The 19,408-nt window shown below is 72.2% G+C and carries 19 protein-coding genes and 1 tRNA gene; 9 read left to right on the top strand and 11 right to left on the bottom strand.

Annotation, left to right across the window (positions count from 1 at the left end; translation table 11 throughout):
- Position 1: 1 nt before the first annotated feature.
- The 3 genes from ACQF4J_RS23250 to ACQF4J_RS23240 all read right to left on the bottom strand — a co-directional run bounded on the left by ACQF4J_RS23250 (position 2) and on the right by ACQF4J_RS23240 (position 3,065).
- The gene (locus tag ACQF4J_RS23250) at positions 2-1,561 is read right to left on the bottom strand and encodes a Stp1/IreP family PP2C-type Ser/Thr phosphatase (protein ID WP_351569423.1); all 1,560 of its coding nucleotides are present in this window, start codon (positions 1,559-1,561) and stop codon (positions 2-4) included.
- 120 nt (positions 1,562-1,681) lie between these two features.
- Positions 1,682-2,200 carry an FHA domain-containing protein FhaB/FipA gene (locus ACQF4J_RS23245; RefSeq protein WP_351569420.1) on the bottom strand — a complete coding sequence of 173 codons (519 nt, stop codon included), beginning with the start codon at positions 2,198-2,200 and terminating at the stop codon, positions 1,682-1,684.
- Between the two features lie 10 nt (positions 2,201-2,210).
- Positions 2,211-3,065 (bottom strand): DUF3662 and FHA domain-containing protein, encoded by an 855-nt coding sequence (locus ACQF4J_RS23240; protein WP_351569417.1) that lies wholly within the window; start codon positions 3,063-3,065, stop codon positions 2,211-2,213.
- A gap of 501 nt (positions 3,066-3,566) precedes the next feature.
- Here ACQF4J_RS23240 and ACQF4J_RS23235 point away from each other — a divergent pair.
- From ACQF4J_RS23235 to ACQF4J_RS23220, 4 genes are all read left to right on the top strand, one after another.
- Positions 3,567-3,653 (top strand) — tRNA-Leu (locus ACQF4J_RS23235).
- A 187-nt stretch (positions 3,654-3,840) separates the two neighbouring features.
- On the top strand, positions 3,841-5,298 hold the full coding sequence (locus ACQF4J_RS23230; protein ID WP_351569487.1) for a DUF2252 domain-containing protein: 1,458 nt from the start codon (positions 3,841-3,843) through the stop codon (positions 5,296-5,298).
- Between the two features lie 91 nt (positions 5,299-5,389).
- A complete protein-coding gene (locus ACQF4J_RS23225) occupies positions 5,390-6,235 on the top strand; it encodes a J domain-containing protein (protein WP_351569414.1) in 846 nt (281 codons plus the stop codon).
- A gap of 83 nt (positions 6,236-6,318) precedes the next feature.
- Complete coding sequence (locus tag ACQF4J_RS23220) at positions 6,319-6,648, top strand: rhodanese-like domain-containing protein (protein WP_351569484.1); 330 nt, start codon at positions 6,319-6,321, stop codon at positions 6,646-6,648.
- 16 nt (positions 6,649-6,664) lie between these two features.
- On the opposite strand, the gene ACQF4J_RS23215 is transcribed toward ACQF4J_RS23220, so the two are convergent.
- The 6 genes from ACQF4J_RS23215 to paaA form a co-directional block, all read right to left on the bottom strand.
- Positions 6,665-7,798, bottom strand: a complete 1,134-nt coding sequence (locus ACQF4J_RS23215; protein ID WP_351569411.1) for an acyl-CoA dehydrogenase family protein — start codon at positions 7,796-7,798, stop codon at positions 6,665-6,667.
- 84 nt (positions 7,799-7,882) lie between these two features.
- Positions 7,883-8,947 carry a 2Fe-2S iron-sulfur cluster-binding protein gene (locus ACQF4J_RS23210; RefSeq protein WP_351569408.1) on the bottom strand — a complete coding sequence of 355 codons (1,065 nt, stop codon included), beginning with the start codon at positions 8,945-8,947 and terminating at the stop codon, positions 7,883-7,885.
- Positions 8,948-9,514, bottom strand: coding sequence for a 1,2-phenylacetyl-CoA epoxidase subunit PaaD (gene paaD, locus ACQF4J_RS23205; protein ID WP_351569405.1), 567 nt, complete (start codon positions 9,512-9,514; stop codon positions 8,948-8,950).
- Positions 9,508-10,239, bottom strand: coding sequence for a 1,2-phenylacetyl-CoA epoxidase subunit PaaC (paaC, locus tag ACQF4J_RS23200; RefSeq protein WP_427166751.1), 732 nt, complete (start codon positions 10,237-10,239; stop codon positions 9,508-9,510). The genes paaD and paaC overlap by 7 nt, the downstream gene beginning before the upstream one ends.
- Positions 10,236-10,523 (bottom strand): 1,2-phenylacetyl-CoA epoxidase subunit PaaB, encoded by a 288-nt coding sequence (gene paaB, locus ACQF4J_RS23195; protein ID WP_351569399.1) that lies wholly within the window; start codon positions 10,521-10,523, stop codon positions 10,236-10,238. Before paaB ends, paaC begins: the two co-directional genes overlap by 4 nt.
- Positions 10,520-11,515 (bottom strand): 1,2-phenylacetyl-CoA epoxidase subunit PaaA, encoded by a 996-nt coding sequence (gene paaA, locus ACQF4J_RS23190; RefSeq protein ID WP_351569396.1) that lies wholly within the window; start codon positions 11,513-11,515, stop codon positions 10,520-10,522. The genes paaB and paaA overlap by 4 nt, the downstream gene beginning before the upstream one ends.
- 496 nt (positions 11,516-12,011) lie before the next feature.
- Here paaA and ACQF4J_RS23185 point away from each other — a divergent pair, with 496 nt between their 5' ends.
- From ACQF4J_RS23185 to ACQF4J_RS23175, 3 genes are read left to right on the top strand one after another with little or no spacing between them, the layout of a single operon-like run.
- Positions 12,012-12,878 (top strand): DUF5819 family protein, encoded by an 867-nt coding sequence (locus tag ACQF4J_RS23185; protein WP_427166750.1) that lies wholly within the window; start codon positions 12,012-12,014, stop codon positions 12,876-12,878.
- Entirely contained in the window at positions 12,875-14,089 is a 1,215-nt protein-coding gene (locus ACQF4J_RS23180; RefSeq protein ID WP_351804141.1) for an HTTM domain-containing protein, read from the top strand. Before ACQF4J_RS23185 ends, ACQF4J_RS23180 begins: the two co-directional genes overlap by 4 nt.
- Positions 14,090-14,120: 31 nt before the next feature.
- Entirely contained in the window at positions 14,121-14,873 is a 753-nt protein-coding gene (locus ACQF4J_RS23175) for a TrmH family RNA methyltransferase (RefSeq protein WP_427166749.1), read from the top strand.
- Positions 14,874-14,904: 31 nt separating this feature from the next.
- Here the strand turns inward: ACQF4J_RS23175 and paaN are convergent, their stop codons facing one another.
- Complete coding sequence (paaN, locus tag ACQF4J_RS23170) at positions 14,905-16,596, bottom strand: phenylacetic acid degradation protein PaaN (protein ID WP_427166748.1); 1,692 nt, start codon at positions 16,594-16,596, stop codon at positions 14,905-14,907.
- A 160-nt stretch (positions 16,597-16,756) separates the two neighbouring features.
- Here paaN and ACQF4J_RS23165 point away from each other — a divergent pair, with 160 nt between their 5' ends.
- Complete coding sequence (locus ACQF4J_RS23165) at positions 16,757-18,274, top strand: 3-hydroxyacyl-CoA dehydrogenase (protein WP_249841174.1); 1,518 nt, start codon at positions 16,757-16,759, stop codon at positions 18,272-18,274.
- A complete protein-coding gene (locus ACQF4J_RS23160; RefSeq protein WP_200701900.1) occupies positions 18,271-18,858 on the top strand; it encodes a TetR/AcrR family transcriptional regulator in 588 nt (195 codons plus the stop codon). Before ACQF4J_RS23165 ends, ACQF4J_RS23160 begins: the two co-directional genes overlap by 4 nt.
- A 2-nt stretch (positions 18,859-18,860) precedes the next feature.
- On the opposite strand, the gene ACQF4J_RS23155 is transcribed toward ACQF4J_RS23160, so the two are convergent.
- Positions 18,861-19,346, bottom strand: a complete 486-nt coding sequence (locus tag ACQF4J_RS23155) for an Lrp/AsnC family transcriptional regulator (protein WP_427168606.1) — start codon at positions 19,344-19,346, stop codon at positions 18,861-18,863.
- Positions 19,347-19,408: the final 62 nt, after the last annotated feature.

Raw genomic sequence — 19,408 nt, 5'->3', positions numbered from 1 at the left:
CCTACTGCTTACCGCACATCGAGACGACCTTCTGCTCTTCCTCCGAGAGGCTGGGGCCGGGGCTGGGAGTGGCGGTGGTCGCGGACGGGTTCGGGCTCGGGGACTTCGACTTCGACGATGGCGTCGACGACGGGGTCGGTGACGACGTGGCCTTGGACGTGAGGGAGGTGCTGCTGGTTCCCGTGGTGCCGCCGGCCTGGCCTTCTCCGGTCTTGGAGTTCTTCTGGCTCTCCGCCGCCTCCTGCTCGGCCTGCTTCTTGCACGCGGAGGCCTGTACGGCGAGCTCGTCGACCTTCTTCCGGGCGTCCGTCAGGCCGCCCTCGGCGATCGTGTTCTTGACCTGCTTCTGCTGGTACGGCGGCAGGTACTTGAGTTCGATCTCGGGGTGGTCCTTCTCCACCTTCGACAGGGAGACCCAGGCCAGGTCCTGGCTGATGCCCCGGTACAGCGCGACGTGCTCGCCGTTGGTGCCGACGTAGTACTGGGTCTGCGTCCAGCGGTAGCCGCCGTACAGACCGCCGCCGATCACGGCGAGCGCGAGCACGCTGTAGAAGGATCTCTTCAGCCACTTGCGGCCCCTGCGGGGCTTGACGAAGTCGTCGTCGGTGTAGTCGCCGAAGCTGCCCGCCGGGATGTAGCCGGTGGTGTCGCCGGAGCCGGGCGGGCCGAACTCGCCGCCCCCGCCGCCCTGTCCGGGCACCTGACGGCCGAGGCCGGAGGCGCGGCCCGCGGGCGTCTGCATGATCCCGGGGTCGTGGTGGAGGTGGTTCTGGTTCTCGGCGACGGCGCCGACCACGACCGGGGTGTCGGAGAGCTGCCCGGCGAGGGTGTCACCGGTGTCCAGGTCGAGGACGTCGGCGATGATGACCGTGATGTTGTCGGGACCGCCGCCGCGCAGCGCGAGCTGGATGAGCTCCTGGACGGTCTCCTGGGGGCCCTGGTAGCTGGCCAGGGTGTCCTCGAGGGTCTGGTGCGAGACGACGCCGGAGAGACCGTCGGAGCAGATCAGGTAGCGGTCGCCGGCCCGGACCTCACGGATCGACAGGTCCGGCTCGACGTGCTCGCCGCTGCCCAACGCCCGCATCAGCAGGGAGCGTTGGGGGTGGGTGGTGGCCTCTTCCTCGGTGATGCGGCCCTCGTCGACCAGCCGCTGCACCCAGGTGTGGTCCTGCGTGATCTGGGTGAGGACGCCGTCGCGCAGCAGGTACGCGCGCGAGTCGCCGACGTGCACGAGGCCGAGGCGCTGGCCGGTCCACAGCAGGGCGGTGAGCGTGGTGCCCATGCCCTCCAGCTGAGGGTCCTCCTCGACCATCGAGCGCAGCTGGTCGTTGGCGCGCTGCACGGCGGCGCCGAGGGAGGTGAGGATGTCGGAGCCGGGCACGTCGTCGTCGAGGGCGACGATGGTGGAGATGGCCTCGGAGGAGGCGACCTCACCGGCGGCGGCACCGCCCATGCCGTCGGCGATCGCGAGCAGGCGCGGGCCGGCGTATCCGGAGTCCTCGTTGCCCTCCCGGATCATGCCTTTGTGCGATCCGGCGGCGAAGCGCAGTGACAGACTCATGCGCACCTCGCCCGTCGGCTCCGGGTACATCCGCACGGTGCCCACCCTCCGGTCGGGAGCGCGCCGGGACCCGTGGTGGGGGCCGCCGCTGCGTGCTCGCTCCGCTCGCTCATTGTCGTACTACTTCCGCAGCTCGATGACTGTCTTGCCGATGCGGATCGGCGCGCCCAGCGGAATCGGCGTGGGGGTCGTCAGCCGGCTCCGGTCGAGGTACGTGCCGTTGGTGGAGCCCAGGTCCTCGACGATCCAGTTGCCGTCGCGGTCCGGGTAGATCCTGGCATGGCGGCTGGAGGCGTAGTCGTCGTCCAGCACGATCGTGCTGTCGTGCGCCCGGCCCAGGGTGATGGTCTGGCCCTGCAGCGCGACGGTGGTGCCGGTGAGGGTGCCCTCGCTCACGACGAGCTTGGTGGGGGCGTTGCGGCGCTGACGGCCGCCACCGCCCTGCTGGCGCTGCGGCGGCGGTGCCGCCTGCTGTTGCCGGGCGGCCTGCTGGGGCCGGTTGGCCTCCCGTCGCGAGCCGCGCTGGGTGACGCGCGTACCGAACAGGTCGCTGCGGATGACCTGCACGGCCACGATCACGAACAGCCACAGTACGGCCAGGAAACCCAGCCGCATGACCGTGAGGGTCAGCTCTGACATTGCCCCCGCTTCACCCTTCGGCTTGCCGGTAAATGATGGTGGTACTGCCCACGACGATCCGCGAGCCGTCGCGGAGCGTAGCGCGGGTGGTGTGCTGCCCGTCCACCACGATGCCGTTGGTGGACCCGAGATCCTGGATCGTCGAGGGCGTTCCGGTCCGGATCTCACAGTGCCGGCGCGAGACGCCGGGGTCGTCGATCCGCACGTCGGCTTCGGTGCTGCGGCCCAGCACCAGCGTCGGGCGGGAGATCTGATGGCGGGCGCCGTTGATCTCGATCCAGTAGCGGGTGCGCCCGCCGGCCGCCGGGGCCGCCGGGGGCCGCTGGAGGTAGGGCGCGCTGCCGCCGCGGCCGCCGGGCGGCGGTGCGGCGGGCATCGGCGGGGCCCCCGCCGGGGCGGCGGCCGGCGGATAGCCGTAACCGCCGGGACGACCCGCGGCCGGAGCCGCGGGGGCCGCCGGGGACGGGGCTCCGGGGGCCTGCTGGTCGGTGGAGGAGGCGAGCGTACGGCTGCGCACCCGGTACAGGCCGGTGTCGAGGTCGTCCGCCTTCTCCAGGTGGACCTTGATGGGGCCCATGAAGGTGTAGCGCTGCTGCTTGGCGTAGTCGCGCACCATGCCGGCGAGCTCGTCGCCGAGCTGGCCGGAGTAGGGGCTGAGCCGCTCGAAGTCCGGCGTGCTCAGCTCCACGATGAAGTCGTTGGGTACGACCGTCCGGTCGCGGTTCCAGATCGTCGCGTTGTTGTCGCACTCGCGCTGCAGCGCGCCGGCGATCTCCACGGGCTGGACCTCGGACTTGAACACCTTGGCGAAGGTGCCGTTGACCAGACCTTCGAGACGCTGCTCGAACTTCTTCAGGACTCCCATGGGGCACCTCCTCCGTAGTCTCTGTCGTCCTGCTTCCCGCCTTGCGGGTACTGCACTGCCTGGTACTGCTTACTGATCGTATCCACGCGCCGGGTAATCGGCTGGTTCCCCCTGTCGGCCCCGTCGACGGGTGTCGACGCCTGTCGAAGTTCCCTCCGGAGGTTCCCTCCGAAGCTCCCCTTCGAACTCGTCCCTCGAACTCCTTCTGCCCAGGATCGTAGAGGTGGCCGCAGACCAGTGTCCCGCACCTGACTGTGGACCCTGCCCGGCTCCTGTGGAGACGGGCCGTACCGGTACGAGGTTGATACGAGAACCGGCACTCCCTGATACGGAGCGGAGCGCTCCGATGATCGACCGGGGCGGGGCCGGATCGGGAGAGCTCCCTGGTCGGCGGCTGCCCCGGGGTAAGGGATGTGAACCCACCCCCGCCAGCGTGCTAATGTTCTGGGTGTCGGAAGGCGCCAACCCCGCAGGGGGAAGCAGCCGGAGGACACACCCAATGCGCGGGTGGCGGAATAGGCAGACGCGCTGGATTCAGGTTCCAGTGCCCGCAAGGGCGTGGGGGTTCAACTCCCCCCTCGCGCACCAGCCGGAAGCCCCCAGGTCTCAGACCTGGGGGCTTCCGCGTTGTCCGGGACGGTGTGAGCCGTATTACCTGGTGAGGACAATCACACGGATGTCACACGGGTCCGGCCGCCGGAGTTTTCCACAGGGGAGAGTTGTCCACAGGGGTCTGACGCGTCTCGGCCACCGGCTGTACGGTCTCCACGAGTTGATGTTCGTGGGCGCGCCGCGCGGATGTGCGGGGGAGGCGGTCGGTGTGACTGAGGGTGTTGCGGGGGCGGACGTGCGCCGGTTGCCCCGGGTGGGCGGCTTCGCCGAATGGCCCGTGGAGGGTTCGCCCAAGCAGGAGGGCAAGGCGCTGCGCGCGCTGGTCCCGCGCGCCACGCATGCCGCGCTCGACCTGGACGACACCCGGCCCGACGCCGTCGCGGCGATCGAGGAGTCCCACCGCGGGCGGATCCCCGAGCTCACGCCGATACGGGCGGGCCGGATGGCCGCGACGCCCTTCGCCTTCCTGCGGGGCTCGGCGGGCCTGATGGCCTACGACCTCGCGCGCACGCCCATGACGAGGATCCGCGCGCAGATCTGCGGAGACGCGCACGCCGCGAACTTCGGTCTCTACGGGGACGCGCGCGGCGGCCTGGTCATCGATCTGAACGACTTCGACGAGACGGTCAGCGGCCCCTGGGAGTGGGATCTCAAGCGGCTCGCCGCCTCCCTGGTGCTCGCGGGCCGGGAGGCCGGCGCGGACGAGGAGTGCTGCCGCAAGGCGGCGTACGACGCGACCGGCGCCTACCGCCGCACCATGCGGCTGCTGGCCAAGCTGCCCGTGCTGGACGCGTGGAACGCGATCGCGGACGAGGAACTCGTCTCCCACACCGACGCCCACGACCTGCTCGGCACTCTGGAGCGGGTCTCGGAGAAGGCGCGGGCCAACACCAGCGGGCGGTTCGCGGCGAAGGCCACGGAGGAGACCGCGGAGGGCGGGCGCCGCTTCGTGGACGCGGCACCGGTGCTGCGGCGGGTGGGCGACGAGGAGGCGGCCGCGGTCGCGGCGGCCCTCGAACACTACGCGGGGACGCTCTCCGAGGACCGGCTGCCGCTGCTGGCCCGGCACGCGGTGCACGACGTGGCCTTCCGGATCGTGGGCACGGGCAGCGTGGGTACGCGCTCCTACGTCGTCCTGCTCCTGGACCACCGGGGCGAGCCGCTGGTGCTGCAGGTGAAGGAGGCGCGGCCGTCGGCCCTGGTCCCGCACCTGGTGACCGCCGGCTTCGAGGCGCCGGCCGTCGAGCACGAGGGCCGCCGGGTGGTGCTCGGGCAGAAGCGCATGCAGGTGGTCAGCGACATCCTGCTGGGCTGGACGTCGGTGGACGGCCGGCCCTTCCAGGTACGGCAGTTCCGCAACCGCAAGGGCAGCGTCGACCCCGCGGCCCTGGCCGCCGACCAGATCGACGACTACGGCCGCATGACCGGCGCCCTGCTGGCCCGCGCCCATTCCCACAGCGCCGACCCGCGGCTGATCGCCGGTTACTGCGGCAAGAACGACGAACTGGACGAGGCGATCGCCGACTTCGCCGTCGCGTACGCCGACCGGACCGAGGCGGACCACGCGGATCTGGTGGCCGCGGTGCGGGCGGGACGGGTCGCGGCGGAGATGGGGGTGTGACGGCGGCCCGGGTCGCGGCGTAGGTGGGCGTGTCAGGGCGTGGCGGACCGCGCCGGGACGGCCCGCCCTGGCCGTGGCCTACGCTGGTCGGGTGACGAGCCCGGAAGCTGAGCAGGGTGGGGGCGCCGGCGAGGCGCAGGCGACGCCCGAGGACGGTGCGCCGCGCCCCGAGGAGCGCCTGGAGCGGGCCGTGCGCGCCGCCGAGCAGGCGCTGATCGAGTACGAGATCGCGGTGGAGACCTTCCGGGTCGAGGTCGAGAACTTCTCCCGGCTGCACCACCAGAAGCTCGGACCGATGTATGCCCGCCTGGACGAGCTGGACGCCCGGATCGCCGAGGCCAGGGCCGAGCGGACCGGCGACCCGGAGGACCGGCGCCGGGCGGACGAGGCACGGGCGCGGGTCATGCCCATGCCCGGCGTCGAGGAGCTGTTCCACGGCTGGATGGACGGGGAGGGGCTGTTCCCGGAGGCCGCCGCGATGCTCACCGAACAGCCGGTGCGGCCCCCGCAGCGGGTCCGCCCGAGCGACGAGGCCCGCAAGCTCTACCGCGAACTGGCCCGCAAGGCCCACCCCGACCTGGCCCCGGACGACACCGAGCGGCAGCGCCGCGAGGAGTTCATCACCCGGGTCAACGCCGCCTACGCCCGCGGTGACGAGACGCTGCTGCGGGAGCTGGCCGAGGAGTGGGCCAAGGGTCCGGCGCCGGCCGACCGCGGCCCGAGCCGCAGCGAGGAGCTCTACGCCCGCCTCGAATGGCTGGCCCAGCGCAAGGAGCTGCTCTCGCTGGTCGCCAAGGAGCTGGAGGAGGGCGCGATCGGTTCGATGCTCCGGCTGGCCCCCGACGACCCCGACCGCCTCCTCGAGGAGATCGCCGAGCAGCTGCTGGCGGACGTGGCCCAGCGGGAGCGGGAACTGGCGGAACTGCTGGGCAGCTAGCCTGACCGGTCCTCTGCGGTCGGGCGGGCGCGTTCGCCGCCGGTGGTGTCGGGTAGCGTCGGGGCATGAGTTTCGGAGCTGGTGTGCCCACCGTCGAGGTCGGGGACCTGAAGGACGGCGACTTCCTGCTGGACGTCCGCGAGGACGACGAGTGGAAGGCCGGTCACGCCGAAGGCGCGCTGCACATCCCCATCAGTGAGTTCGTGGCCCGTTACGGCGAGCTGACCGAGGCCGCGCCGCAGGACGGCCGCGTCAACGTGATCTGCCGCTCCGGCGGCCGCTCGGCGCAGGTCACCATGTACCTGGTCCAGCAGGGCATCGACGCGGTGAACGTCGACGGCGGCATGCAGGTGTGGGCGGCCGCCGGCCGGCCCGTCGTGACGGACGAGGGCGCCCCCGGGTTCGTGCTGTAGGAGGCGCGGCGGGCTCTCAGCCCAGCGGGTGCGCCGCCAGCAGGTCGCCGAGGGCCTCCTCGTGCGCCGCCGCCGGTCCCAGCGACAGCTCCAGGTGCTTGGCCCAGGCGTGGTAGCGGTGCAGCGGGTACTCCACGTCCGCCCCGAAGCCGCCGTGCAGATGCTGTGCCGTCTGCACGACCCGCCGCACCCCTTCCGACGCCCAGATCTTGGCGACGGCGACGTCCCCGGAGGCGGGCAGCGCGCCGGGGGCGCCGGAGGCGATCCGCCAGGCCGCCTGCCAGAGGGTGGCCTCCATGGCCCGCAGGTCGATGTAGCGGTCGGCGGCCTGCACGGCAACCGCCTGGAACGTGGCGATCGGGTGCCCGAACTGCTCCCGCTTGCCCGCGTACTCGCTGGTCATCGCGAGGACGCGCTCGCCCAGCCCGAGCGCGAGGGCGCACGTCCCGGTGGTCACCAGGTCGCGCAGCCACTCCCAGGCGCCGTCGCCGTCCATCACGTCGCGGGCCGCGACGCGCACGGAGTCCAGGCGCAGTTCGCCGAGCCGCTCGCCGGACGTGGAGACCTGCTCGGCGAGCACGACTCCCTCGTGGCCGGCCGGCACCACGGCGAGCAGCGTCCGGTCCGCGGCCGTCCTGGCGGGCAGCAGTACGAAGTCGGCGTTGTGCGCCCAGGGGACCGCGGTCTGCACACCGTCGAGGAGCCAGTCGTCGCCGTCCCGCCGTGCGCTCACGGCGAGTTCGGCCGGGTCGTGCCCGGTGCGGCCGTGCGCGGCGACGGTCAGCACCGGCTCCCCGCGGGCCGCCCCCGGCAGCAGCGCCGACCTCAACTCCTCGCCGCCGTGGGCCTGTACGGCAGCGGCGGCGGCGCTGTGCTCCAGCAGCGGCACCCGGGCCAGCTTCTTCCCCGACTCCCGCAGCACCAGGCACAGCGCGATCGCGTCCAGGCCCGCCCCGCCGTACCGCGCGTCCAGGAGCAGGCTCAGCAGGTCCGCCTCGGCGAGCCTCGCCCACAGCGCGCGGTCGAAGTCGTCGGCGACGGCGCCCGCGACGAGCGAGGGAGAGGGCACCGTGTCCGGCGCCACCCCGGCGAACACCCCGCGCGCCGCCTCGGCCGCCGCCTGCTGCTCCTCGGTGAAGGTGAAGTCCACGGTCCTGTCCCTCCGGAGGGTCCGCTGATCTGACGGACCGTCAAGATAGAACAGGTTCTAGAAGAAGGGAACGGCGCGTCGCGCTCAACGGTCGAAGTCCAGCTCCACCTTCTCCGTCACGGGGTGCGACTGGCACGCCAGCACGTATCCCGCCTCCGTCTCCTCCCTCTCCAGCGCGAAGTTGCGGTCCATGCGCACCTCGCCGGAGACCAGGAACGCCCGGCACGTCCCGCACACCCCGCCCTTGCAGGCGTACGGCGCGTCGGGGCGGTTGCGCAGGACCGCCTCCAGCAGGGACTCGCCGTCCCGCACGGGCCAGGTACCGCCGCGGCCGTCGAGGCGCGCGGTGACCGAGCTGTGGGCCGGGGCGGACACGGGGGCGGCAGCCGGGGCGGCGGTGTCCACGTGGAAGATCTCCTCGTGGATGCGGGCGCGCGGGACACCGAGCGCGCGCAGCGAACGCTCCGCCTCCTGCACCAGCCCGAACGGCCCGCACAGGAACCACCCCGCCACCTGCTCCACCGGCAGCAGCGCCGGGAGCAGTCCGGTCAGGCGCTCCTGGTCGAGCCGCCCGGTCGGCAGCCCCGCCTGTTGTTCCTCCCGGGACAGCGCCGTCACCAGCTGCAGCCGGCCCGGGTAGCGGTCCTTCAGGTCGGCGACCTCCTCCAGGAACATCGTCGAGGCGGCCGTACGGTCGCTGCGTATCAGGCAGAACTGAGCCCGCGGTTCGCGCGCGAGCAGCGTCGAGACGATCGAGAGCACCGGGGTGATGCCGCTGCCGCCGACGACGGCCGCGTACAGGCCGGGCGCCGGATCGAGGGTGAAGCGGCCGGCCGGTGTCATCACCTCCAGCTCGTCACCGAGGTCGATCTCCTTGAGCGCGTACGTCGAGAAGGCCCCGCCCTCCACCAGCCGCACGCCTACCCGCAGGGTGGCCGGGCCCTCGTCGCCGGGGGCCGGAGCCGGGGAGCAGATCGAGTACGTGCGCCGGATCTCCGTGCCGTCGACCCTCCGGCGCAGCGCGAGGTGCTGGCCCGCGGCGTGCCGGTACTCCTCGCGCAGCTCCGGCGGCACGGCGAGGGTGAGGGCCACCGCGTCGTCGGTGAGCCGTTCGACCGCCGCCACGGGGAGCGAGTGGAAGCGGGCCATCTACAGCTCCTTGAAGTGGTCGAAGGGTTCACGGCAGGCGAGGCAGCGGCGCAGCGCCTTGCATGCCGTGGAGGAGAAGCGGCTGAGCAGCTCGGTGTCGGGGGAGCCGCAGTGGGGGCAGTGGACGGGGTCGGCGTCGAGGGACCGGGCTGAGCCGGCCTTCGGGGTGTCGTCTGCCGTCCGTGTCGGTCCCAGGGACAGCGGGACAGGTCCGGCCGCCGTTCGGGTGCGCGGCGGCGCGATCCCGAACTCCCGGAGCTTGCGCCGCCCTTCGTCCGTGATGTCGTCGGTCGACCAGGCGGGCACGAGCACCGTGCGGACCTCGACCTCGCGCATGCCGCGCGCGTGCAGCGCCCGCTCTATGTCCAGGGACATCGTCTCCAGCGCCGGGCAGCCGGTGTACGTCGGCGTCAGCTCGACCTCGACCGAGTCCGTGCCGCGCAGGTGCACCGCGCGCACCACGCCGAGTTCCCGCAGGGTGAGCACGGGCAGTTCGGGGTCGGGCACCGCACCGGCGATCCCCAGCAGCTCCGCCTCCAGCGCCGTCGTCGCGGCGGCCGTCACCATGACGCCCCCGGGTGGCTGCGGTGCAGGTGCTGCATCTCGGCGAGCATCCGGCCGAAGGGTTCGGTGTGCACGCCCTGCCGGCCCGCGCCGGCCGTCCAGGCGCCGGACCGGGGCCCCTCCGGTATCGCGAGGGTCGCCCGGCGCAGCACGCCCTCGACGGCGTCCAGCCAGGCCGCCTCCAGCGCGGAGGGGTCGACGTCCAGTCCGTCCACCGGCTGGAACATCTCGCCGGTGAACCGCCACAGGGCCGCCGTCGCCCGCAGCATCCGCTCGCGGCTCGCCTCGGTGCCGTCGCCGAGCCGCAGGGTCCATTGCTCGGCGTGGTCGCGGTGATAGGCGACCTCCTTGACCGCCTTGGTGGCGAGACCGGCGAACGGGCTCTCACCGGCGGCCAGTTCGGTGTACAGCAGGTGCTGGTAGGTGGAGAAGTACAGCTGGCGGGCGATGGTGTGGGCGAAGTCGCCGTTGGGCTGCTCGACCAGCTGGAGGTTGCCGAAGGACCGCTCCTCGCGCAGGTACGCCAGCTCGTCCTCGTCGCCGACCATGGACAGCAGCACGCGGGCCTGGCCGAGCAGGTCGAGCGCGATGTTCGCGAGGGCGACCTCCTCCTCCAGGACGGGGGCGTGGCCCGCCCACTCCCCCAGGCGGTGGGAGAGCACCAGGGCGTCGTCGCCGAGGGCGATGGCGGCGGTCGTGGGGACGGGTGTCGTCCGTGGTGCCGTCACAGGTGCTTCACCCCTTCCGGGATCTCGTAGAACGTCGGGTGCCGGTAGGGCTTGTCGGCGGACGGCTCGAAGAACGGGTCCTTCTCGTCCGGTGAGGACGCGGTGATCGTGGCGGACGGGACGACCCAGATCGAGACGCCCTCGCCGCGCCGGGTGTAGAGGTCGCGGGCATTGCGCAGGGCGAACTCGGCGTCCGGCGCGTGCAGGCTGCCGGCGTGGGTGTGGGCGAGGCCCCGGCGCGAGCGCACGAAGACCTCCCACAGGGGCCAGTCGGTGTTCGTCATGCCTGCATCGCTCCCGTGGTGTCGTTGTGCTTGGCCGCGTAGGCGGCGGCCGCCTCCCGCACCCAGGCGCCCTCTTCGTGGGCACGCCTGCGCTGGGTGAGCCGCTGTTCGTTGCACGGCCCGTTGCCCTTGAGGACTTCCTTGAACTCCGTCCAGTCGATCGGGCCGAAGTCGTAGTGCTGCCGCTCCTCGTTCCACTTCAGGTCCGGGTCGGGGAGGGTGAGACCCAGCGACTCGGCCTGGGGGACGCAGATGTCGACGAAGCGCTGGCGCAGCTCGTCGTTCGAGTGCCGCTTGATCTTCCACGTCATCGACTGGGCGGAGTGCGCCGACTCGTCGTCGGGCGGGCCGAACATCATCAGGGACGGCCACCACCAGCGGTCGACGGCGTCCTGCGCCATCGCGTGCTGCTCCGGGGTGCCGCGGCTGAGGGCGAGGAGCAGCTCGTACCCCTGGCGCTGGTGGAAGGACTCCTCCTTGCAGATGCGGACCATCGCGCGTGCGTACGGGCCGTAGGAGCAGCGGCACAGCGGCACCTGGTTGGTGATCGCGGCGCCGTCCACCAGCCAGCCGATCGCGCCGACGTCCGCCCAGGTCAGGGTCGGGTAGTTGAAGATCGAGGAGTACTTCTGGCGGCCGGCGTGGAGCTTGTCGAGGAGCTCCTCACGGCTGGTGCCGAGCGTTTCGGCCGCGCTGTACAGATACAGTCCGTGCCCCGCCTCGTCCTGGACCTTGGCCATCAGGATGGCCTTGCGGCGCAGTGAGGGGGCGCGGGTGATCCAGTTGGCCTCCGGCTGCATGCCGATGATCTCGGAGTGGGCGTGCTGGGCCATCTGCCGCACCAGCGTCGCGCGGTAGGCGTCCGGCATCCAGTCCCGCGGTTCGATGCGCTCGTCGGCGGCCACGGCGGCGTCGAAGGCGCGCTCGTACGCGGCGGTGTCGGCACTCGCTTCCTCGGCGCCGTACGTCTGGTGCGCGGCTGCTGTCGCCATGTGGCCCCCTCGACCTGGGCTCTGCCCGGAACTGTCTACCGACCGATCGTTCGGTCCGTGCGATTCCATGGTGGGTCGGGCGCCGTAAGGTGTCAACCGCTGTGGATAACCTGCGGCCGTGCCCTGTGGACCGCGGGGATGGGACGGGTGGGGGCTGTGCGTCGCATGCGGGTCTGAGTACCGTTCCGTGCGACCGCGGTGGAGCGGCGTGTACGGGCGACTCGGCGCCCGCGGCCGAAGGGCCGGAAGACGGACAGGGAACGGGAAACGGGGCGGAATGGACGCGTACGACACTGGCTCGCACGCCCGGCACGGGCTGGACGGGCCCGGCGGGGCGCCCGATCCGGCCGGTGGGGCGGAGTCGGGCGGTGGCCCGGAGCCGGCCGGCCGGGCGGAGCCGGTCGGTGAAGCGGGGGCGCGCGGTGGCTCGGAGTCGGTCGGTGCGGCTGAGCCGGGGGGTGCCCCGGAGACCGCCGGTGGCGCGGAGTCAGCCGGCGTGACCGGGCCCGGGGGCGCCCCTGATCCCACGGGTGGAGCGGACCGGGTCGCGGGGGTGCCCGGCCCCCGGCCGGAGGCGTCCGTGCCCTACGAGGGCCCGACGGCGTCCGTGCCCTACGACGGCCCGACGGCGTCCGTGACCGACGAGGGCCCGACGGCGGGCGGGGCCGGTTCCGGGCCGCTCACCGTCGTCGTCACCGACACCTACCCCGAACCCCGTGGCGGCGTCGCCGCCCTGTCGTTCCGCTATCGGATAGCCGCTGCGGTGGCGGTCGCCGTCGTCGCCGTCACGGTCTTCGTCCACATCGGCATGGTGTTCCTGCACGTCGCCCCGTCGAACACGCTCACCAAGGAGCACGGCAAGGCGATCGACGACTGGATCTACCCGGAGTTCGAGCAGAACTGGAAGCTGTTCGCGCCCAACCCGCTGCAGCAGAACATCGCGGTCCAGGTCCGTGCCGAGGTCAAGACGGCGGACGGCGGCGTGCGCACCACCGGCTGGTACGACCTGTCCGCCGAGGACGGGCGGGCCATCGACGCCAACCCGGTGCCGAGCCACACCCAGCAGAACGAACTGCGCCGCGCCTGGGACTTCTTCGTCGCCACGCACGACGCCTCCAACCGTGCGACGGGCACGCGCGGCTCCCTCGCCGAGACGTACATGCGGCGCATCGTGGCGCTGCGGCTGGGACGCGACGACGCGGCCGGAAAGGGCGGCACGATCACCCAGGTCCAGGTCCGTTCGAGCACCACGAACGTGCCCCCGCCGCCGTGGAGCACGGAGAGGGTCACGAACCAGCCGATGTACCGCATGCTGCCCTGGTGGCCCGTGACGGCCGCCGACACCGCCGGGGGTGCCGAGTGAACCGCTTCGCCCTGTCGGTCTCCGCCGGCATCGCCCGCATCACCGAGTCGGCGCTCGGCCCGTACCAGTCCGCCGTGGTCCGCATCGGCTTCAGCGCGACCTGGCTGCTGTTCCTGCTGCGCGAGTTCCCGCACCGCCAGGAGATGTACGGACCCGACGCCCCCTGGAGCTGGGGCCTGGCCCACCAGCTCGTCACCTCCAACGGCGCCTTCACGGCGCTGATGTGGTCGGACACCCAGATCTGGTTCGAGCTGCTCTACGCGCTGGCCGTCCTGGCGAGCGCGCTGCTGCTGCTGGGCTGGCGCACCCGCGCCATGTCCGTGCTGTTCATGGTCGGGGTCGTCTCGCTGCAGAACCGCAGCGTCTTCATGGGGGACGGCGGCGACAACGTCCTGCACCTGATGTCCGTGTACCTGGTCTTCACGCGGTGCGGCCAGGTGTGGTCGCTGGACGCGCGGCGCGGGCGCCTCGCCGACGAGGCACGCGCGCGTGGAGAGCGCGTGGTGGACCGGACCGGCCCCGCCCTGTGGGCGGTGCTCGGCTTCGCGCTGGTCGCGGTGACGGCCGGGGGCCGCTTCGACGGGATCGACCCGCTGGTGCCCGTCATCCTGTGGCTGACATGGGTGGCGCAGGCCGTGTGGTGGGTGGTGGCACGCCGGGCGAAGAGCCGGGAGCCGCGCATCCTGCTGGACGTCGTCGCCAACCTCGCGCACAACGGTGCCCTGCTCGTGATCATGGCCGAGGCCTGCATGATCTACTCCACGGCCGGCTGGTACAAGATCCAGGGCACGCGCTGGCAGGACGGCACCGCCGTCTACTACCCGCTCCACCTGGACTACTTCTCGCCCTGGCCCGCCCTCGGGGACCTGATGTCCTCCAGCGGCACCATGGTGATGCTCGTGACCTACGGAACCGTCATCGTGCAGGTCGCCTTCCCGTTCACGCTGCTCAACCGGCGGCTCAAGAACGTCCTGCTGGCGGTGATGATGACCGAGCACGCGGTGATCGCCGTGGTCCTCGGGCTGCCGTTCTTCTCGCTGGCGATGATCGCGACGGACGCCGTCTTCCTGCCGACGTCGTTCCTGCTTCTGCTGGGCGGAACAGCGGCACGCGCGCGTGACCGCGTACGCGCGCGGACCGGCCGGACGCCGCTGCCGGAGCCACGGGCCGCGGAGAGCGCCGAACCCACGCACGCGAGCTCCACGGCGTGAGCGCGCCTCGCGCGCACGTAGGCTGCACGTCATGACCGACCCCGCCCCGGAACCGCTCGGCACCTGGCGCCGGCTCGCGGAGGGCGCCGTCCTGCTGGACGGCTTCCACGCCCTCAAGCACGCCGTGCGCTTCGGTGCCGAGGTCCCGGTGGCGATCACCGCCGACCGGCGGGCGGCGCTGGCCCTCGCGGACGAGCTGGCGTCCGACGTACGCGAGACGCTGGCCGCGCTCCTGACGGAGGTGCCGGAGGCGACGTACCGGAGCCTGGTCCCGCGCCCGCACCCCACCGCCGTGGCCGCGCTGGCGGTACGGCCCTCCCGCGAGGCCAATCTCCGGAAGCTGGCGCACACCCCGCGCGCCACTCCCGTCGTGGTTCTCGACAACCCGCGCAACCTCGGCAACGCGGGCGCGGTGATCCGCCTGGCCGCCGGCTTCGGCGCGACGGGGGTCGTCACCACCGGCACGCTCGACCCCTGGCATCCCACGGTCGTGCGCGGCGGCGCGGGCCTGCACTTCGCGACCGCGGTGGAGCGGGTGTCCGTCGAGGGACTGCCGCCGGGACCGCTGTTCGCCCTGGACCCGGAGGGCGACGACGTCCGGGGCATCAAGCTCCCGGACGACGCCGTCCTCGCCTTCGGCTCCGAGCGCAGCGGCCTGTCCGCCGATCTGCGCGCGCGTGCCGACCACCTGGTGGCCCTGCCGATGCGCCCGCAGGTCTCCAGCTACAACCTGGCGACGAGCGTGGCCATGACGCTCTACCACTGGAGCCTGACGGGCTTCTAGGCCCTGGATTCCCGCCCGCCCGGCGGCGGACCTACGCCTCCCTGCGGACCTCGATCACCCGGAAGCGGTTCGCCACGAAGGCGCCGTCGCACAGCGCGGCGTTCGCCGCCGGGTTGCCGCCCGAGCCGTGGAAGTCGGAGAACGCGGCCGTCTGGTTGACGTACACCCCGCCCGTCAGGTTCAGCGACAGCTGGGCCGCCTCCTCCAGGCAGACCTCCTGGACGGACTGCTCGACCTCCTCGTCGGTCGTGTACGCGCCGACCGTCATCGCGCCCTTCTCACGGACGGTGCGCCGCAGCAGCTCCACGCCGTCCGCGGTGGAGTCCACGGCGACCGCGAAGGAGACCGGCCCGAAGCACTCGCTCATGTAGGCGGCCTCGTCGTCCGGCTTGGCGCCGTCCAGCTTGACGATCACGGGAGAGCGCACGACCGCGCCCGGGAACTCGGGGTTGGTGATCTCCCGCGAGGCGAGGGCTACTTCGCCGAGTCCGGCCGCCGCCTCCAGACGGGACTTCACGTCCGGGTTCACGATCGCGCCGAGCAGCGCGTTCGCGCGCGCGTCGTCGCCGAGCAGGCCGTCGACCGCGTGGGCGAGGTCGGCGACCACCTCGTCGAAGGTCTTCGGGCCCTCGTCGGTGCGGATGCCGTCGCGGGGGATCAGCAGGTTCTGCGGGGTGGTGCACATCTGGCCGCTGTAGAGGGACAGCGAGAAGGCGAGGTTGGCGAGCATGCCCTTGTAGTTCGCCGCCGAGTCCACCAGCACGGTGTTGACGCCGGCCTTCTCCGTGTAGACCTGCGCCTGACGGGCGTTGGCCTCCAGCCAGTCGCCGAACGCCGTCGAACCCGTGTAGTCGATGATCCTGATCTCCGGGCGGGTGGCCAGGGTCTTCGCGATGCCCTCGCCGGGCCGCTCGGCCGCCAGCGCCACCAGGTTCGGGTCGAAGCCCGCCTCGGTAAGCACCTGGCGCGCCACCTGCACGGTCAGCGCGAGCGGCAGCACCGCGCGCGGGTGGGGCTTGACCAGGACGGCGTTGCCGGTGGCCAGGGAGGCGAACAGGCCCGGGTAGCCGTTCCACGTCGGGAAGGTGTTGCAGCCGATCAGCAGCGCGATCCCGCGCGGCACGGGCGTGAACTGCTTGGTGAGGGCCAGCGGGTCCCGCTTGCCCTGCGGTTTGGTCCACTCCGCGGTGTCGGGCGTGCGGACCTGCTCCACGTACGCGTACGCCACCGCCTCCAGGCCGCGGTCCTGCGCGTGCGGGCCGCCGGCCTGGAACGCCATCATGAACGCCTGGCCGGAGGTGTGCATGACCGCGTGCGCGAATTCGTGCGTGCGGTCGCTGATCCGCCCCAGGATCTCCAGGCACACCACCGCGCGCACCTCCGCGCCCGCGTCCCGCCACGCCTTCTGGCCCGCCCTCATGGCCGGCAGCAGCACGTCCACGTCCGCGTGCGGGTACTCCACGCCCAGCTCGATGCCGTACGGCGACAGCTCGCCGCCCACCCAGCCGTCCGTACCGGGCTGGCCGAGGTCGAGGCGGGTGCCCGACAGCGCGTCGAAGGCGGCCTTGCCCGCGGCCATGTCCAGACTGCCGTTCTCACCGTAGGCCTTGGGGTGTTCGGGGTGCGGGGACCAGTACGCGCGGGTGCGGATCGCCTCCAGCGCCTGATCGAGGGTGGGCCGGTGCTTGGTGATCAGCTCGTGCGCGGTCAGTTCGGCGGCCATGCGGGACCAACTCCTCGTCTTGTGAACTCTCCGTCGAGCTCATGACCTGGGCAGAAATATGGGCAGGAACAGCCGGTCAGAGTTAGAGTAACCGAACGATCGGTCGGTACAAGGGGGTCCGCCGCATCTGTGGAAAACCCCGTGCGGGAGGATCGCGCACATGACAGCACTGGACCTCAGCAGCCCCGTGGCCGTCGTCGGCACCGGCACCATGGGCCAGGGCATCGCCCAGGTCGCGCTGGTCGCCGGCCACCGCGTACGGCTGTACGACGCCTTCGCCGGGCGGGCCCGGGAAGCGGCCGACGCGATCGGCGCCCGCCTCGACCGGCTCGTCGAGAAGGACCGGCTCACCGGTGCCGAGCGCGACGCGGCGCGGGAGCGTCTGCTGCCCGCCGAGGACCTCGCCGAGCTCGCCGACTGCTCCCTGGTCGTCGAGGCGGTCCTGGAGCGGCTGGACGCCAAGCAGGACCTGTTCCGGGCGCTCGAGGACATCGTCGACGAGGACTGTCTGCTCGCGACCAACACCTCGTCCCTGTCGGTCACCGCGATCGGCGGCGCCCTGCGCCACCCCGGCCGCTTCGTCGGCCTGCACTTCTTCAACCCCGCGCCGCTGCTGCCGCTGGTCGAGGTCGTCTCCGGGTTCGCCACCGACGTCACCTCGGCCACGCGCGCGTACGAGATGGCCCGCGCCTGGGGCAAGACGCCGGTCGCCTGCGCCGACACCCCCGGCTTCATCGTCAACCGCATCGCCCGGCCGTTCTACGCCGAGGCCTTCGCGGTCTACGAGGCCCAGGGCGCCGACCCCGCCACCATCGACGCGATCCTGCGCGAGTCGGGCGGCTTCCGGATGGGGGCCTTCGAGCTGACCGACCTCATCGGCCAGGACGTCAACGAGTCCGTCACGCACTCGGTGTGGCAGAGCTTCTTCCAGGACGTGCGCTTCACGCCCTCGCTGGCCCAGCGCCGCCTGGTCGAGTCGGGCCGGCTGGGCCGCAAGAGCGGGCACGGCTGGTACGACCACTCCGACGGAGCCGAGCGCGCCGAACCGCACACCGCGGAGAGGGCCCAGGCGCCCGCGTACGTCGTCGCCGAGGGCGACCTCGGCCCCGCTTCCGAATTGCTCTCGCTGATCCGCGAGGCGGGCATCCAGGTCCGTGAGGAGGAAGAGGACCACGGCACCCGGCTGGTCCTGCCGAGCGGCGGCCAGCTCGCGCTCGCCGACGGACAGACCTCGGTCGAGTTCCGCGACGTCGTCTACTTCGACCTCGCCCTGGACTACCGTCGCGCCACCCGTATCGCCCTGTCCGCCTCCCAGGACACCGCCCCGCAGACCCTCGCCGAGGCCACCGGCCTCTTCCAGGCGCTCGGCAAGGACGTCAGCGTCATCGGGGACGTGCCGGGGATGATCGTGGCCCGCACGGTCGCCCGCATCGTCGACCTCGCGCACGACGCGGTCGCCAAGGGGGTGGCGACGGAGGAGGACGTCGACACGGCGATGCGGCTGGGCGTCAACTACCCCCTGGGCCCCTTCGAATGGAGCCGCAGGCTGGGCCGCAACTGGGCCTACGCCCTCCTCGACGACCTGCACCTGCGCGACCCCTCCGGCCGCTACGCGCCCTCCCTCGCGCTGTACCGCCACGCGTACGCCTCCGACAAGCGGGAGGGCAGCCAGTCATGACGACGGCCAAGCGCGACACGTACACCCCGGAGACGCTGCTGTCCGTCGCCGTGCAGGTCTTCAACGAGCGCGGCTACGACGGCACCTCGATGGAGCACCTGTCCCGGGCGGCCGGGATCTCCAAGTCGTCGATCTACCACCACGTGGCCGGCAAGGAGGAACTGCTGCGCCGCGCCGTCAGCCGTGCGCTGGACGGCCTCTTCGGCATCCTCGACGAGGAGCACGCGCGCGTGGGGCGGGCCTCCGGCCGGCTGGAGTACGTCGTACGGCGCATGGTCGAGGTGCTGATCGGCGAGCTCCCGTACGTCACCCTGCTGCTGCGGGTGCGCGGCAACACCGACACCGAGCGGTGGGCCCTGGAGCGCCGCCGCGACTTCGACCACCGGGTCGCCGAACTGCTGAAGGCCGCGGCCGCCGACGGGGACGTGCGCGGCGACGTGGAGGTGCGCCTCGCCACCCGGCTGGTCTTCGGGATGATCAACTCCATCGTGGAGTGGTACCGCCCGGACGGGCGGGGGATGAACGAGCGCGAAGTGGCGGACGCGGTCGTGCAGTTGGTGTTCTCGGGGCTTCGCCGCCCCTGAGGTCAGCCCTGCGGCTCCAGGTCCTCCTCCTCGAACACCAGCAGCGTGCGGGTGCTCAGGACCTCGGGCATGGCCTGCAGGCGGGTGAGGACCAGCTCGCGCAGGGCCCTGTTGTCCGACGTGTGGACCAGGAGCAGCACGTCGAAGTCGCCGCCCACCAGCGCGATGTGCGAGGCGCCGGGCAGCTGCCTGAGCTGCTCGCGCACCGTGCGCCAGGAGTTCTGGACGATCTTCAGGGTGATGTACGCCGACGTGCCCTGACCTGCGCGCTCATGGTTGACGCGGGCGCCGAAACCGCGGATGACGCCGTCCTCGAGGAGGCGGTTGATGCGGGCGTAGGCGTTGGCGCGCGAGACGTGGACCCGTTCGGCGACCGACCGTATCGACGCCCGGCCGTCGGCCTGGAGCATCTGCAGGATGTCCAGATCGATCGCGTCGAGGGGGCGGGGCGGCGGCAGGGGGACCGTGCCCTCCGGTCCCTCGGCCATTTGTTCAGGTGCCATGTCCCCCCGCCTCCCTACCATGGACGTACTGCGTTCATTTGAGGTTG

Origin of the sequence: Streptomyces sp. C1-1 (assembly GCF_050214755.1) — a bacterium.
GTDB lineage: Bacteria > Actinomycetota > Actinomycetes > Streptomycetales > Streptomycetaceae > Streptomyces.
This window is presented reverse-complemented; position numbering and strand designations above follow the sequence as displayed.

Coding starts and splice junctions, on each gene's coding strand:
- ACQF4J_RS23250 (WP_351569423.1), bottom strand. CDS start 1,561: ATGAGTCTGTCACTGCGCTTCGCCGCCGGATCGCACAAAGGCATGATC.
- ACQF4J_RS23245 (WP_351569420.1), bottom strand. CDS start 2,200: ATGTCAGAGCTGACCCTCACGGTCATGCGGCTGGGTTTCCTGGCCGTA.
- ACQF4J_RS23240 (WP_351569417.1), bottom strand. CDS start 3,065: ATGGGAGTCCTGAAGAAGTTCGAGCAGCGTCTCGAAGGTCTGGTCAAC.
- ACQF4J_RS23230 (WP_351569487.1), top strand. CDS start 3,841: ATGTTCGTGGGCGCGCCGCGCGGATGTGCGGGGGAGGCGGTCGGTGTG.
- ACQF4J_RS23210 (WP_351569408.1), bottom strand. CDS start 8,947: ATGGCCCGCTTCCACTCGCTCCCCGTGGCGGCGGTCGAACGGCTCACC.
- paaD (WP_351569405.1), bottom strand. CDS start 9,514: ATGGTGACGGCCGCCGCGACGACGGCGCTGGAGGCGGAGCTGCTGGGG.
- paaB (WP_351569399.1), bottom strand. CDS start 10,523: ATGACGAACACCGACTGGCCCCTGTGGGAGGTCTTCGTGCGCTCGCGC.
- paaA (WP_351569396.1), bottom strand. CDS start 11,515: ATGGCGACAGCAGCCGCGCACCAGACGTACGGCGCCGAGGAAGCGAGT.
- ACQF4J_RS23175 (WP_427166749.1), top strand. CDS start 14,121: ATGACCGACCCCGCCCCGGAACCGCTCGGCACCTGGCGCCGGCTCGCG.
- paaN (WP_427166748.1), bottom strand. CDS start 16,596: ATGGCCGCCGAACTGACCGCGCACGAGCTGATCACCAAGCACCGGCCC.
- ACQF4J_RS23165 (WP_249841174.1), top strand. CDS start 16,757: ATGACAGCACTGGACCTCAGCAGCCCCGTGGCCGTCGTCGGCACCGGC.
- ACQF4J_RS23160 (WP_200701900.1), top strand. CDS start 18,271: ATGACGACGGCCAAGCGCGACACGTACACCCCGGAGACGCTGCTGTCC.
- ACQF4J_RS23155 (WP_427168606.1), bottom strand. CDS start 19,346: ATGGCCGAGGGACCGGAGGGCACGGTCCCCCTGCCGCCGCCCCGCCCC.